15 protein-coding genes are annotated in these 13453 nt (G+C 63.2%); 11 read left to right on the top strand and 4 right to left on the bottom strand.

Features of this window, described 5'->3' with window-relative positions; translation table 11 throughout:
- Positions 1–18: 18 nt before the first annotated feature.
- The 9 genes from Q363_RS34845 to moaC all read left to right on the top strand — a co-directional run bounded on the left by Q363_RS34845 (position 19) and on the right by moaC (position 7140).
- Positions 19–1116, top strand: a complete 1098-nt coding sequence (locus Q363_RS34845; RefSeq protein WP_245632674.1) for a glycosyltransferase family 9 protein — start codon at positions 19–21, stop codon at positions 1114–1116.
- A 143-nt stretch (positions 1117–1259) separates the two neighbouring features.
- Entirely contained in the window at positions 1260–1814 is a 555-nt protein-coding gene (locus Q363_RS34840) for a methyltransferase family protein (protein ID WP_035359726.1), read from the top strand.
- A 212-nt stretch (positions 1815–2026) separates the two neighbouring features.
- Positions 2027–2791 carry a DUF3108 domain-containing protein gene (locus tag Q363_RS34835; protein ID WP_051979779.1) on the top strand — a complete coding sequence of 255 codons (765 nt, stop codon included), beginning with the start codon at positions 2027–2029 and terminating at the stop codon, positions 2789–2791.
- A gap of 8 nt (positions 2792–2799) precedes the next feature.
- Positions 2800–3087, top strand: coding sequence for a putative signal transducing protein (locus Q363_RS34830; RefSeq protein WP_035359722.1), 288 nt, complete (start codon positions 2800–2802; stop codon positions 3085–3087).
- Positions 3084–3809: a 7-cyano-7-deazaguanine synthase QueC gene (queC, locus tag Q363_RS34825; RefSeq protein WP_035359721.1), complete on the top strand. Its 726-nt coding sequence runs from the start codon at positions 3084–3086 to the stop codon at positions 3807–3809. Before Q363_RS34830 ends, queC begins: the two co-directional genes overlap by 4 nt.
- A 97-nt stretch (positions 3810–3906) precedes the next feature.
- Entirely contained in the window at positions 3907–5088 is a 1182-nt protein-coding gene (locus Q363_RS34820; RefSeq protein WP_035359719.1) for a tetratricopeptide repeat protein, read from the top strand.
- Positions 5089–5160: 72 nt separating this feature from the next.
- Complete coding sequence (locus tag Q363_RS34815; protein ID WP_051979774.1) at positions 5161–6429, top strand: molybdopterin molybdotransferase MoeA; 1269 nt, start codon at positions 5161–5163, stop codon at positions 6427–6429.
- Positions 6430–6466: 37 nt separating this feature from the next.
- Positions 6467–6679: a hypothetical protein gene (locus Q363_RS34810; RefSeq protein WP_211256495.1), complete on the top strand. Its 213-nt coding sequence runs from the start codon at positions 6467–6469 to the stop codon at positions 6677–6679.
- Positions 6676–7140 carry a cyclic pyranopterin monophosphate synthase MoaC gene (moaC, locus tag Q363_RS34805; protein WP_035359715.1) on the top strand — a complete coding sequence of 155 codons (465 nt, stop codon included), beginning with the start codon at positions 6676–6678 and terminating at the stop codon, positions 7138–7140. Before Q363_RS34810 ends, moaC begins: the two co-directional genes overlap by 4 nt.
- A gap of 88 nt (positions 7141–7228) precedes the next feature.
- On the opposite strand, the gene egtD is transcribed toward moaC, so the two are convergent.
- A complete protein-coding gene (egtD, locus tag Q363_RS34800) occupies positions 7229–8281 on the bottom strand; it encodes an L-histidine N(alpha)-methyltransferase (protein WP_035359713.1) in 1053 nt (350 codons plus the stop codon).
- A 124-nt stretch (positions 8282–8405) separates the two neighbouring features.
- Positions 8406–9470, bottom strand: a complete 1065-nt coding sequence (locus tag Q363_RS45210) for a YncE family protein (protein WP_051979773.1) — start codon at positions 9468–9470, stop codon at positions 8406–8408.
- Between the two features lie 131 nt (positions 9471–9601).
- On the opposite strand from Q363_RS45210, the gene Q363_RS34790 reads away from it, so the two are divergent.
- Both Q363_RS34790 and Q363_RS34785 read left to right on the top strand, forming a co-directional pair.
- Complete coding sequence (locus tag Q363_RS34790; RefSeq protein ID WP_035359711.1) at positions 9602–10375, top strand: ThuA domain-containing protein; 774 nt, start codon at positions 9602–9604, stop codon at positions 10373–10375.
- The gene (locus Q363_RS34785; RefSeq protein WP_035359770.1) at positions 10372–11136 is read left to right on the top strand and encodes a ThuA domain-containing protein; all 765 of its coding nucleotides are present in this window, start codon (positions 10372–10374) and stop codon (positions 11134–11136) included. The genes Q363_RS34790 and Q363_RS34785 overlap by 4 nt, the downstream gene beginning before the upstream one ends.
- A 6-nt stretch (positions 11137–11142) precedes the next feature.
- Here the strand turns inward: Q363_RS34785 and egtB are convergent, their stop codons facing one another.
- A complete protein-coding gene (gene egtB / locus Q363_RS34780; RefSeq protein WP_035359709.1) occupies positions 11143–12528 on the bottom strand; it encodes an ergothioneine biosynthesis protein EgtB in 1386 nt (461 codons plus the stop codon).
- 126 nt (positions 12529–12654) lie between these two features.
- Complete coding sequence (locus Q363_RS34775) at positions 12655–13425, bottom strand: VIT1/CCC1 transporter family protein (RefSeq protein WP_084081058.1); 771 nt, start codon at positions 13423–13425, stop codon at positions 12655–12657.
- Between the last annotated feature and the right edge of the window lie 28 nt (positions 13426–13453).

Raw genomic sequence — 13453 nt, 5'->3', positions numbered from 1 at the left:
GCGTGAGAAAATAGGCGCTTGGCTAGGGGCGACCACTCTCTGACAGACTCGAGGCGATATCGGCGCGTTCTGATTGTGCGCGTGGGCGCGATGGGGGATGTGCTGCACGCGATGCCGTCGGTGGCGGCGCTGCGGAGGGCTCATCCGGAGTGGTTTATCGGGTGGGTGGTGGAGCCGAAGTGGGCTCCGCTGCTGTGGGCCAGGAACGGCGGGTCCTTTCCAGTGGGGGTGCGAGCCAGGATGCCGCTGGTAGACCGCGTGTATCTTGCCGCGACGCGGGAGTGGAAGGAGCGGCCGTTTTCGCGAGGCACGATAGGAGATATTGCTGCGCTGCGAAGGGAGCTGCGGGGTGGGCAGTTCGACGTGTGCGTGGATATGCAGGGGTCGGTGCGGTCGGCGGTGATCGGGCGGATGGGGGGTGCGCGGCGGTTGGCGGGGCCGGCAGAGCCACGGGAGGTTCCGGCGGGCTGGCTTTATGGCGAGCAGGTGGCGATGGGCGCGGCGCATGTGGTGGAGCAGGGGTGTGAGCTGCTGGGAGGCGCGGTGGGCGAGGTTCTGCGGCCGGCTCCGGTGGAGTTGCCGCTGGATGAGTTTGCCGAAGAGACCTGCGCGGAGCTGCTGTCGCGAACGCTGGGCGCGGAGGAGAGGTTTGTGCTGATTGCTCCGGGCGCGGGCTGGGGGGCGAAGCAGTGGCCTGCGGAGCGGTATGGGGTGGTGGCGGCGGAGCTGGGGCGGCGGGGGTATCGCGTGCTGGTGAACGCCTCACTGGCGGATGACGATACGACGGCCGAGGTTGTGAAGGGGTCGAGCGAGGGGTTCGCCGCGCTGTTTCCGTGCGATTTGCCGCAGCTGATCGCGCTGACGAGGCGGGCGAGCCTTGTGATTGCGGGAGACACGGGGCCGCTGCATCTGGCGGCGGCGCTGGAGCGGCCGGTGGTGGCGCTGTTCGGGCCGACCGATCCGGCGCGCAATGGGCCGTATAGGACGCGGTCGCGCGTTCTGCGGCATGGGCCGGAGCGGCGAGACCACAGGAGGTTGAAGGAGCCTGAGGCTGGGTTGTTGGAGATTACGGTGGATGAGGTGGTGGCGGCGGCGGTGGAGTTGCTGGGCGCGTAGCCCTTCTCTTCGCCGAGCTTTTGAGCGGGGGCCCGGCCGAAATGCAGGTCCTTCGACTGCGCGCTGCGCGCTCCGCTCAGGATGACAACTCATTGGTATTTCAAAGGAGACATCGTGGCGGCCGAACGAGGTAAGGTAGATGAGTGAGTGAACGAACGAGTTGGCAGCGCATTGCCCGGCGCATCCGCGTGCCATTGGGATTTGTTGTTGCCGGCGTGTTTCTGTGGCTGGCGCGGCCGACGTGGAAGACGATGGCGCTGAGTTTGCTGCTAGTGGTTCCGGGGGTTTGGCTGCGGGGCTATGCGGCGGGCTATGTGAAGAAGAACGCGGAGCTGACCCGGACGGGGCCGTATGCGTATACGCGCAATCCTCTGTACCTGGGGTCGATGTTGATTGCGTTCGGGTTTGCCTGGGCGGCGGGAAGCTGGGTGATCTTTGTGGTGCTGGCGGCGTTGTTTCTGGCGATCTATCTTCCGACGATTCTCTCGGAGGAGGAGTATCTGCGGTCGCACTTTGCGGGGTTTGAGGAGTATGCGCGCAAGGTTCCGCGGCTTCTGCCCCGGCTGACGGCGGCGAAGAGCGATGTGGAGCCGGGGAGGTTTTCGCGGGAGAGATACCTGCACCACCGCGAGTACAATGCCCTTATGGGCGCCGTGGCGATCTATGCGGTGCTGGCGGTTCGCCTGCTGCTTCGATAGAGAGCGACGAAAGGCGTGAACGAGAGTTTTTTGCGGGCAGCGGAATTGCCCTTAACATAGCGGGAGTTTTTCAGTAAGTTCTTGAAGCGATGCGGTGAACGGTTGAGGGTCTTTTCCACGGGCTCAGTCGTCACCTATTCAATTCCAACCTTTGTGAGCTGCCTCTGTCGAAACGTTCCACGGTTCTCTTTCTCCCGATAGCTTTGTGGCTGATGTGCGCCGCTGGGCGAGCGCAGTCGCTGACGCAGCGTCTCTTCCCTCCCGCGGCGCCGGTGACGATTCCTACGCTTGAGCCTCCGCATCCAGGCTATACGTTTCCTACAAAGCAGACGCTGAGCTTTACGGTGGACTGGAGGGTGTTCACGGCCGGGCTTGCCGTGTTTCAGCTGGAGCAGCAGGGCGGGGTGCAGAAGATTACGGCGACCGCCGATACAGTCGGCGGAGTGACGATGCTGTTTCCGGTGGTGGACAAGTTTCAGTCGGGGTTCGACACGCGTACGGGCTGCTCGACCGGATTTTCGAAGCAGATACAGGAGGGGCGGCGGAAGATCTCGAGTGACCTCAGCTTCGATTACGGACAGGGCAAACAGGCGCTGGTGGAGCGCAACCTGGTAAAGGGCACGACGAAGCAGCAGACAGCGTCGATTCCGGCTTGCGTGACGGACTCGCTGTCGGCGATCTTTTATGCGGCGTCGCAGCCGCTGATGGTGGGGCAGAGCGTGCGGTTTCCGCTGGCCGATTCGATGCGCACCGTGACGGTGACAATGAAGGTGGAGGCGAAGGAGGAGATCAAGACTCCGGCGGGGACCTTTCAGACGATCCGGGTACAGCCGACCGCCGATGAGGGAGTTGTGAAGAACCGGGGGCGTATCTGGATCTGGTATACGGACGACGCGCGACATATGCCGGTGCAGATACGGGCGAGCCTGTTCTGGGGTACGATCACCTTCCACCTGCAGTCGTATGAGACGAAGTGAGGCGGGCTATGGATGACCTGACGACGAAGGCTGAGCTGGACCCGGAGCAGTTTGTGACTGTGGCGCGGTTTATCGACCCGGTAGAGGCGCACATTGCAAAGGGCGTGCTGGAGTCGGCGAATCTGGAGTGCTTTCTTCAGGGGGAGAACGCCAACAACCTGCTGGGAGCGGCGTTCCGGGCGCGGCTGCTGGTTCACCGCAGGGACGAGGCGGCGGCGAGGGAGCTGCTGAGCACTCCGGCGGAAGAGGGCGACGCATCTGAGGGTGAAGCAGAGGCATCGGATAACGAGGGATGACGGCTCAATCAAAAGAAACGAGTTCCAGGCCACGGGCGGTGCTATGCCTTTCGGGCGGGATGGATTCGACGGTGTGCGCGGCACTGGCTGCGCGGGACTATGACGTGTATGCGGTGCACTTCAGCTATGGGCAGCGAACGGAGGCTCGGGAGCTAGCCGCCGCGACGGAGATTGCGCGGCTGACGGGGGCCAAGGAGTTCATCCCGCTGAAGATGGACCTTTTCCGGAGGATCGGGGGGTCTGCGCTGACCGACGCTGCGATTGCCGTGCCGGACGCACCGGCGGAGGAGGCGGAGATCGGGGCGGAGATTCCGGTGACGTACGTTCCGTTTCGCAATGCGCATTTTCTGTCGGCGGCGGTGAGCTGGGCGGAGGTGGTGGGCGCGAAACGGGTGTTCATCGGGGCGGTGGAGCAGGACAGCTCGGGGTATCCGGACTGCCGGCCAGTGTATTATGACGCCTTCAACGAGTTGATCCGGCGGGGGACGAAGGAGGGCGATATCCGTGTGGAGACGCCGCTGATCCACCTGCGGAAGAGCGAGATCGTGCGGTTGGGAGTTGAACTTGGCGCTCCGTTCCATGTAAGTTGGTCATGCTATTCCGGCGAGCGGGAGGCGTGCGGCGTCTGCGAGAGCTGCGTTCTGCGCCTGCGGGCGTTTCGCGAGTCCGGGGCTGTTGACCCCATACCTTATGCCGGCTCTGGAGCGGCATCCAACAGGTAGCGAGTTTGCCGCAGGAACTTTGAAAACAGGATTTTTTGAGCTTCAGCCGCGCCCGGGTTGCGGGCCGGACAAGATCTGAGACAGGAGAACGGAAGTGATGAATCGTAACGGAAGAACATGGAGCATAGGGCTGGGAGCATGCCTGGCGCTGATTCTTGCTCTGGCGTCCCAGACCGGATTGGCGCAGCCGGCGCCGGCTAGCGTTCATGGAAAAGTGACCAACGCGGTGGGCGGGCCGGTTACCGCGGGTGAAGTTCGGTTCACCCAGGACCGATCGTCGGAGGAGAAGAACCGGAAGTTTTTGTACACCTTCCCGCTCGACGCGACGGGCAGCTACAAGGGTTCGGGGATCGCACCGGGCAGCTACCTGGTAGTGGTGTTCCAGGCCGACAAGAGCGTCGATTTCCAAGACAACGTGAACTTCGCCGCTGGCGAGGACCGCATGGTGGACTTCGACATGACCCGGAAGGAGTACATTGACAAGATGTCTCCGGAGGAGAAGAAGCAGCTGGAGGAGTACAAGAAAAAGAACAGCGAGGTGACGGCGGCGAACCAGAAGATCGCCAACCTGAATGCGCTGTTGACGCAGGCGCGCACGGACACCAAGGCGGGCAACTACGACGCTGCGATTACGGCCATGCAGCAGGCGACCACGCAGAAGCCGGACGAGGGCATTCTGTGGGTAGCTCTGGGCGATGCGCAGCTGGGCTCGGCCGATGCTGCGGCAAAGGCCGCGAAGGCAGCCGGCAAGCCGGTGGATGCGACGATTCAGACGAAGTATGCCGATGCAGCTGCGTCGTACAAGAAGGCCGCTGATGCGAATGCGGTATCGAAGAAGCCGAATCCTGAGACGGCCGCCGCTGCGTACAACCAGCTCGGCCAGGCTCTGGCGAAGAGCGGCGACGGCAAGGGAGCGTCCGACGCGTACGAGCAGGCCGCCAAGGCGGCGCCCGCTAACGCAGGGATGTACTTCTACAACGAGGCCGCGACGCTGTACAACGCGGGCAAGCTGGATGAGGCCGCCGCGGCCGCCGATAAGGCGATCGCAGCCGACCCGAAGCGTGCCGATGCGTACTACATCAAGGCGCAGTCGCTGATCCCGAAGGCTACGGTCGATCCGAAGACGCAGAAGATTGTCGCTCCTCCGGGATGCGTCGAGGCCTACCAGGAGTACCTGGAGCTGGTGCCGGAGGGTCCGCGTTCCGATGAGGTGAAGGGCATCCTGGCCGGAATCGGAGCTGAGGTCAAGTCGAGCTACAAGGCGGGCAAGAAGAAGTAGGCTCGTTGATCTGGATACAAGAGACGAAGGCCTCGGCGTTGCGCCGGGGCCTTTGCTTTCGGGGAGGTTGCGATGAAGGCCGAGGCACGGGTGGGGAGGGGCGAGCGGGTGGTGAGCTTCGATGAGGCGCTGGAGATTGTGCTGCAGCAGGCCTCGTGGGCGAGGACGCCGAGGGTGGAACGGATAGCGCTCGAGGCTTCGGTGGGGCGGGTGCTCGCGGTTCCGATTACGACGGATCGGGATCAGCCGCCGTTCGACCGCTCGACGCGGGATGGTTTTGCAGTGCGTGCCGCGGATGTGGATGCGGGAACGTGGCTCGCTGTGGCCGGACAGGTGCGAGCGGGGACACTGTGGGAGGGTGCTCTGCGGGGAGACGGTGCAATCGAGATCATGACGGGGGCTCCCGTGCCGGAGGGAGCAGATGCCGTGGTGATGGTGGAGCATGTGGAGCGGAGTGGCACCGTCGATAAGCCGGCGATCCGGCTGGCCGAGGGCCGCAGGATCTCGGCCGGGGAGAATATCGTGTGCCGAGGGGCCGAGGCGCGAGCGGGTGATGAGGTGCTGCCAGCAGGTACGCAGATGGACGCCGCCGCGATCGCGCTGGCCGCTGCGTGCGGGGCCGGCATGCTGGAGGTGTTTGCGCGGCCGACGGTCTCGATTGTGGTTACAGGCGACGAACTGGTGGATTTGCATGATGCTCCGGGGCCGCAGCAGATTCGCAACTCGAACAGCTACGGCCTGGGTGCGCTGGTGACTCAGGCGGGAGGTACGCCGCAACGGCTGCCGATTGCGCGGGACCGGCGTGAGGAGCTGGAGGCGCTGATTCTCCAGGCGCTCACAGCGGACCTGATGCTGCTGTCGGGTGGGGTCTCGGTGGGCGAGTTTGACCTTGTCGAAGAGGTGCTGCGGGGCCTGGGCGCGGAGTTCTTCTTTACCGGGGTCAAGCTGCAGCCGGGCAAGCCGGCGGTCTTCGGGCGGATTCCGGAGCGAGATGGGATGCGCGGGGTGTACTTCTTTGGGCTTCCGGGCAATCCGGTCTCGACGCAGGTGACGTTTGCCTGCTTTGTGGAGCCGATGCTGGGGGCGATGCGTGGAGCGGGTGGCGACGGTCCGCGATTTGTGCAGGCGACGCTGGCGGACGCGGTGCAGGGCAGGCCTGAGTTGACGCGCGTGCTTCCCGCTCGGCTGGTTTCGAATCGCTCGCGGCCCGAGGTGAAGCTGGTGGTGTCGCAGGGCTCGGGCGATATGGCGGCGCTTGCGCGCTCGAACTGCTACGCCGTTCTGCCGCAGGAGGTTGAGCGGTTCCAGGCGGGCGACGTGATCACGGTACTTCTTCGGTAAATACCCCTGACACAAATGCGCCAGTATCATGGAGAGCATGAGGCATTTGTCCAAATACGAAAACTGGTCGCTGATTGCGCTGGCTGCGAATCTTGTGCTGGCGTACGTGCTGTTCTTCGCGCCCGGTCACCAGCACGTCTTTGGAGACTGGAACGATCCTCTGTCGGCAGGGGTGGGCGTTATGATGGGCGGTACCGTCGTTGCGGAGCTGGCGGTGCTGTTTACGCTCACTCGGGGACGTGCTCGTTGACGAAGCTGTCGCATTACGACGAAGAGGGCAAGGCCCACATGGTGGACGTGAGCGCGAAGGCCGCGACGCGGCGCGAGGCTCGGGCACGGGCGTTCGTCGAGCTTTCGAGTGAGACGCTGGCTGCGCTGCCGGAGAATCCGAAGGGCAATCCGCTCGAGGTGGCGCGGTTTGCGGGAATCCAGGGAGCCAAGCAGACCTCGTCGCTGATCCCGATGTGCCATCCGCTTGCATTGAGCTTTGTCGATGTGACGGCGACAGTGGTCGAGGGCGGGGTTGCGATTGAAGCGACGGCGGCGACCGTTGCGGGCACGGGAGTGGAGATGGAGGCGATGGTGGCGGCCTCGATTGCAGCGCTGACGGTGTATGACATGACGAAGGCGCTGGATAAGGGCATCCGCATCCGCGAGGTGGAGCTGGTGAGCAAGAGCGGGGGCAAGAGCGGGGAGTGGCGGCGGTCGTAGGTCTCGCGCCTTAGTCAGCGGCGCTGCGGGCAAACAGCAGATTCCTCCGCTCCGGTCGGAATGACAAACTTTATCTCTTAATCTTTGATTAGATCGCGGTGGCTAGGTTGACGGCGAAGAGCCGCTGTTCATCCTGCCATGTGTGGGTGAGCTCGAAGCCGGCTGAGGCGAGGAGTTGCCGGACGCGGGCTGGCGTGAACTTGTAGCTGTTCTCGGTGTGGATGGTCTCGCAGGATGCGAAGTTGAAGCTGAGTGCTGGACCGGCGGAGTTGGCGGGGATGTGGACCTGCTGGGCTCTGCGCGAGACCAGATGCATCTCGATGCGCGATTCGGCTGCATTCCAGAGGGAGAGGTGGGTGAATGCCCTGGGATCGAAGTCGGAACCCAGCTCGCGATTGAGGCGGAAGAGCACGTTGCGATTGAAGGCCGCTGTGACGCCGGCGCGGTCGTTGTAGGCGGCCTCGATGGTGGCGACGCTTTTCAGAGAGCTGGGGCCGAGGTCGGTGCCGAGGAGAAGCCGATCGCCAGGCAGCAGTTGCGCGCGGAGGTTACGAAGAACGCCGCGAGCGTCCTCGGGGGAGAAGTTGCCGATGCTGGAGCCGATGTAGAGCGCGAGCGTGCGCGTGTTGGGAAGGCGGTTGAGCGGGAGCGGCTGCGAGGTATAGTCGGCAACCTGACAGCGTACGGTGACGCCGGGAATGTTGGCGCGGATGTTCTCTGTAGCGGCCTCGAGCGCGGTGACGGAGACATCGACGGGCTGATAGACGACTGTGCGCTGGCGGCGGACGGCGGCAGCGAGCAGGATGCCGGTCTTGGTGGCGGTTCCGGCGCCGAGCTCGATGAGGGTAAGGAGCGGCGCGGGGTCGCGGCCTGAGGGCTCGGACGCGCGGGCGATGATCTCGTCGGCGTGAGCGGTGAAGAGGCTGCGCTCGGTGCGGGTGAGGTAGTACTCGGGCAGCTCGGTGATCTGCTCGAAGAGACGCGAGCCTTCCTCGTCGTAGAAGAGCCAGGGGGAGAGGGTTTTGGCAGTCGCGGTAAGGCCGACACGGACCTCGGAGGCTACCGCCTCGACGACATCGGAGGTAAGAACTGCCTGGGGCGTTGCTTCGGGGGCATCGGAGACCGCGGGGGTAAATGGCACCTTGAGGGCTTCCCTTCTTGGAGTGCGCGGTCCAGGGCCGCTTCTCGAAATTGGATGCAAGTTGCGCCCTGGGGGTAACGAAAAATCACAATCTGCTGACGGTATGGTGTCAGTAGGGAACGCCCTATTGTTTGCCGAGAGTTGTAAATGGAGTGTCGCCGAGGTTGGCGGTGTAGACGGCGTGTGTCGTGGGGTTGATGGCGATGGCGTAGGGGCGGTCGGCGGTGGTGATGGTCCTGAGAACGCGCCGGGCTTTGAGATCGATGACAGCGACGGCGCTCTGCTGCGGGCTGGCAACGTAGAGCAGGGCCTTCTCCGAGTCGAGCGCGATGGCCTGCGGGTGGGCGGGCACCTCAATGGTCGCAACGGCCGAGTCTTTCTCGAAGATGGTGACGGTTCCGGCGGCGTAGCTGGCGACGTAGAGCTCGCCCTTCTTTGCGTCGTAAGCGAGCGCGCAGGGCATGGCTCCGGTCGGGAGCTTTCGGATGGCGCGGGTCTCGAGATCGATGGCGGCGACGTCTGCATCCTGCACGTGACCGACGTAGAGGGTCTTGCCGGCGCGGAGGAATCCCCACTCGTGCAGTGCGCCGGTGGGGATCTTGGTGGTGGCGCTAGTGGCGGGATCGAACTCGGTGACGACGGTGTCCTCGTAGTGCAGCAGGTAGACGCGCCTGCGGTCGTTGTCGACGATGATGCCGTCGGCGGAGCCTGCGGGGATGTTGGACGCAGTATTGGTTGCACCGTCGATGATGGTGACCATGTTGCTGAAGATGTTCGAGACGTAGATCTTGTTGTTGGCCTCGTCCACTGCAACGGCGTAGGAGCGCGCTGGCGTGGGAATGGTCGCGACGACTTTGTCGGTCCTGCCGTCGAGGACTGAGACGGAGTGTTCGCTGGAGTTGACCACGTAGACCATACCGGTGCGGTTGTTTGCGCCAATGGAGACAGGGCCGGAGCCTACGGTGACGCTGGCGGCGGCGTTTGAGGGCGAGATGACTGAGACAGCGTTGTGGGTGGCGTCGAGGATGTAGACCTTGCCGGTGGCCTGGTTGTAGACGGCAGCGTCGCGGTTGATGAGGCTGACCTGCGGCTCCGGGGTCTGGGCGCGGAGACTGAAGGCTGTTGCGATGGCAGACAGCGTGAACGATGCGGCAATGTGAAAGGACGTGCTAGTCCGGAGATTAGGCATGGGCATCGGATCCTTGATGCAACGGTCGAGTTCAGCAGTTGCGAATGATTTCTGACGGCGGAAGCAAACGTTTGTCTACAATGGAGAACGATTTTAGCAGGCCATCTTCTCCTTACAGGAAGTCAGAGCGCATGCGTCGATTTCGAAGGTATCTTTTTGTCCTTTTTGTGGCGATGCTGCCCGCAGCTCTGGCCTGGGCACAACAGAGTGCGACGAGCTTTCGCGTCCTGGCGATTGCGGAGAAGGGGGGGATCCATCAGCCATTTGTGGATGCAGCGAAGATATGGCTTGGCAAGCAGGCCGCGATCGACCACTTCACGGTCGAGTACATCGAGGATACGAAAGAGATCAATGCAGCGTACCTGGCGCGCTACCAGGTCTTCGTGCAGCTGAACTATCCGCCGTACAACTGGACGCCTGAGGCGGCGGCGGCCTTCACGGAGGCAATCGAGAAGGGCACGATCGGGTGGGTGGGGTTCCACCATGCGACGCTGCTGGGCGAATTTGACGGCTTCCCGATGTGGCCGTGGTTCTCGCGATTTATGGGAGATATCAGGTTCAGTAATTACATCCCAAAGTTTGCGACCGCGACCGTCCACGTGGAGACTACGGCGCATCCAGTGATGAAGGGCGTGCCGGCCACTTTCACCATCGAGAACGAGGAGTGGTACCAGTGGAACCGCTCGCCGCGGCCGAACGTGCATGTGCTGGCGAACGTGGATGAGGACAGCTACTCGCCGGACTCTCCGGTGAAGATGGGCGGCGATCACCCGGTGATCTGGTCGAACGAGCACGTGAAGGCGAGGAACGTTTACATCTTCATGGGACACCATGGAGAGCTGTTTCACAACACCGCGTTTACAACGATCTTTCACAATGCGCTTCTGTGGGCGGCGGGCCGATGAAGCGACTTCTCCAGCTCATCCTTCTTGTGGCGGCGGCGACCATTCCGATGCTTGCCCAGCAGCAGCCGAGGTTTCGCGTGCTGGCTTTTTACTCCGAGAAGGTGGAACACGATCATGTGGACTTCGCGCACGACGCAATACGCTTCTACAGGGCCGCTGGAGAGCAGGACCACTTTACCTTCGCCACAACGACCAACTGGGAGGATATGAACGCCGCGAAGCTGGCGGACTATGACCTGGTGGTGTGGCTGAACGACTTTCCGCATACGCCTGCGCAACGCTCGGCCTTCGAGCAGTATATGGAGCATGGAGGCGGGTGGCTGGGCTTTCACATTGCGGCATACAACGACCGCGGAACGAAGTGGCCGTGGTATGTCTCGTTTCTCGGAGGCGGAGTCTTCTATGGGAACAACTGGCCTCCGCTGCCGGCGACGTTGATTGTCGATGATCCGAGTCATCCTGCGATGCAGCATGTCCCGAAGAGCTTCGTCTCGCCGGCGAACGAGTGGTACAACTGGAAGCCTTCGCCGCGCGAGAACAAGGACGTGAAGGTGCTGCTGACGCTTGCGCCCTCCAACTATCCCATCGGAATGAAGGACGTGATCAAGGGCGGCGATCTTCCGGTGACGTGGACGAACACGCGCTATCGCATGCTTTACACGAATATTGGCCACGGGGACAGGATCTTCACGAGCGACGTGCAGAACAGGATGCTCGAAGACATGATCCTGTGGGTGGGGCCGCAGAAGACACCGAAGTAGCGTGCGCTATTTTGGCGCATCCTGCGCGAGGCGGACTCCGGAGAACTGCCAACGGGTGGCGGGCGAGAAGAAGTTGCGATAGGTGGAGCGGATATGGGTTGCGGGCGTGACGCAGGAGCCTCCGCGAAGGACCATCTGTGAGCTCATGAACTTGCCGTTGTACTCGCCGAGGGCTCCGGGCAGCGGCATGTAGCCGGGGTAGCCGGTGTAGGGGCTGGCGGTCCACTCCCAGGCGTCGCCGTAGATCTGCTGCAGGCCGGGCAGCGGGCTGGCGATTGTGGGATGGAGGTTGCCGGTCTCCAGCAGGTTGGCCTGGGTGGCTGCGACGGCGTCGGTCTTGCGCGCGGGCGGCGGGTAGGTAAGCAGCGTTGTGGGCTGGGATGAGTGGTCTTTGCGTAGGATGCCGAGCTGGGAGGCGGCGTACTCCCATTCGAACTCGGTGGGGAGGCGATGGCCGGCCCAGCGGGCGTAGGCGTCTGCCTCGAAGAAGCTGAGGTGACAGACGGGCGTTTCGGAGAGGTCTTCGAGGGGAACGAAGCCACGAAGGGTGTAGAGGCACCAGTCGGAGCGGGTCTCGTTGTCGCGATGCCAGTAGAGCGGAGCCTGCCAGCCTTCGGCGCGCATGGTGGTCCAGCCCTCGGAGAGCCAGAGCTCGGGGCGGTTGTAGCCGTTCTGGTCGATGAAGGCGAGGTACTCGGCGCAAGTGACGAGGCGCGTAGCGAGACGGAAGGGGGCGATGTAGACGGGGTGGCGTGGGGTTTCGTTGTCGAAGGCGAAGGCGTCGATGGCGGTGGGGTCCGGGGTGACGCCGATCTCGGTGAGGCCAGGAGAGAAGGTAAGCCAGTCGAGAGGCGGGGCGATGGCAGTGGAATCGGACGGCTGCCGGTTGCGCTCGATGTAGGCGGGGTGAAGCGGGTTGGTGAAGAGGGCGTGCTTGATGTCGGTGGCGATGAGCTCCTGGTGCTGCTGCTCGTGCTCGATGCCGAGGGCGATGCGGCGGGCGGCATCGTCTTCGGCCTGATGCTGGAGGAGGCGCTCGATGGCGGAGTCGACGTGAGTCCGGTAGGCGAGGATGAGCTCGAGCGGGGGGCGGGAGAAGGAGGAGCGGAGCTTCTTCTCGGGCATGTCGCCGAGCGTGTTGTAGTAGCTGTTGAAGAGCCAGCGGAAGTCGGGGTGGAAGGGCGTGTAGCCGGCGAGGAACTCGGAAAGGACGAATGTCTCGAAGAACCAGCTGGTGTGGGCGAGGTGCCATTTGACGGGGCTGGCTTCGGGACAGGACTGCACCATCATGTCTTCGGGCGACAGAGGGCGACAGAGGGCCGTGGTGGCGTTACGGACGGTCTTGTAACGCGCGAGCAGGGAGGAGGCGGCAGTTTCAGCGGAGAGGGCCATGTTTGTCTTCTCACTCGGTGTTGTATGGGATGGGCATGCAGAGGGTTCTGTTGCTTTATTGCCCCAAGGATAGACTGCTGCGACTTCCCTTCCCGTCTGACACCGATCGTCGGTCTTCGTTTTATCTTACGCGTGGTTGCCGTTGAGCAGACGCGCCAAGAGATAGGCGGCAGCGGCGGCGATTCCGCCGATGAGCACGGTCTGCGAGGCGCTGCGGAGCCAGCCGGTTCCGACGATTCTTCCCTTGAGCGCACCGAAGATGCCGAGCGCAATCAGCGTGATGACGACCGAAAGCTTGAGGGCGATCATGTTGTCGGAGACGAGCATGTACGGGAGCAGAGGGATGAACCCGCCTGCGACGTAGGAGAAGGCGATGGTGAGGGCCGAGCGGTGAGCGCGGTTGGCGGCTGGCTCCTCGAGGCCGAGCTCGAAGCGCATCATGAAGTCGACCCAAGCGGCAGGGTTCTGTTTGAGAGACTCGAGCACGGACGCGGCGCTGGACCGCGGGACGGAGTACTGCTCGAAGATCTCGTAGATCTCCTCCTCCTCGTCGCGTGTGCGTTCGACGATCTCGCGCTGCTCTCTTTGTTTTTCTGAGACATAGTGTTCGGCGTCGCCGCGGGCGGCGAGATAACCGCCGAGGCCCATGGCGATGGAGCCGGCTGCGATCTCGGCGAGGCCGGCGAGGACGACGATGCGTGAGGAGGCGATGGCTCCGGAGAGACCGGCGGCGAGAGCGAAGGGAACGGTCAGTCCATCCGACAGGCCGATGACGATGTCGCGAACGGTGGGACCGGACTCGAAGTGTCCTTCGATATGCGGGATGTGGCCGTGAGGGGGATGACCGTGTGCATGAGTAACGTCGAGACTTTGGGGTCTGCCGGCGATTTGGTGCATGAGTTAAGTGTAGTTCCACATGCTGAAA

The sequence above is a fragment of the Edaphobacter aggregans DSM 19364 genome (assembly GCF_000745965.1).
Taxonomy (GTDB): Bacteria; Acidobacteriota; Terriglobia; order Terriglobales; family Acidobacteriaceae; genus Edaphobacter; species Edaphobacter aggregans.
This window is presented reverse-complemented; position numbering and strand designations above follow the sequence as displayed.

Coding starts and splice junctions, on each gene's coding strand:
- Q363_RS34835 (WP_051979779.1), top strand. CDS start 2,027: ATGTGCGCCGCTGGGCGAGCGCAGTCGCTGACGCAGCGTCTCTTCCCT.
- Q363_RS34830 (WP_035359722.1), top strand. CDS start 2,800: ATGGATGACCTGACGACGAAGGCTGAGCTGGACCCGGAGCAGTTTGTG.
- queC (WP_035359721.1), top strand. CDS start 3,084: ATGACGGCTCAATCAAAAGAAACGAGTTCCAGGCCACGGGCGGTGCTA.
- Q363_RS34820 (WP_035359719.1), top strand. CDS start 3,907: ATGAATCGTAACGGAAGAACATGGAGCATAGGGCTGGGAGCATGCCTG.
- Q363_RS34815 (WP_051979774.1), top strand. CDS start 5,161: ATGAAGGCCGAGGCACGGGTGGGGAGGGGCGAGCGGGTGGTGAGCTTC.
- Q363_RS34810 (WP_211256495.1), top strand. CDS start 6,467: ATGAGGCATTTGTCCAAATACGAAAACTGGTCGCTGATTGCGCTGGCT.
- Q363_RS45210 (WP_051979773.1), bottom strand. CDS start 9,470: ATGCCTAATCTCCGGACTAGCACGTCCTTTCACATTGCCGCATCGTTC.
- Q363_RS34790 (WP_035359711.1), top strand. CDS start 9,602: ATGCGTCGATTTCGAAGGTATCTTTTTGTCCTTTTTGTGGCGATGCTG.
- Q363_RS34785 (WP_035359770.1), top strand. CDS start 10,372: ATGAAGCGACTTCTCCAGCTCATCCTTCTTGTGGCGGCGGCGACCATT.
- egtB (WP_035359709.1), bottom strand. CDS start 12,528: ATGGCCCTCTCCGCTGAAACTGCCGCCTCCTCCCTGCTCGCGCGTTAC.
- Q363_RS34775 (WP_084081058.1), bottom strand. CDS start 13,425: ATGCACCAAATCGCCGGCAGACCCCAAAGTCTCGACGTTACTCATGCA.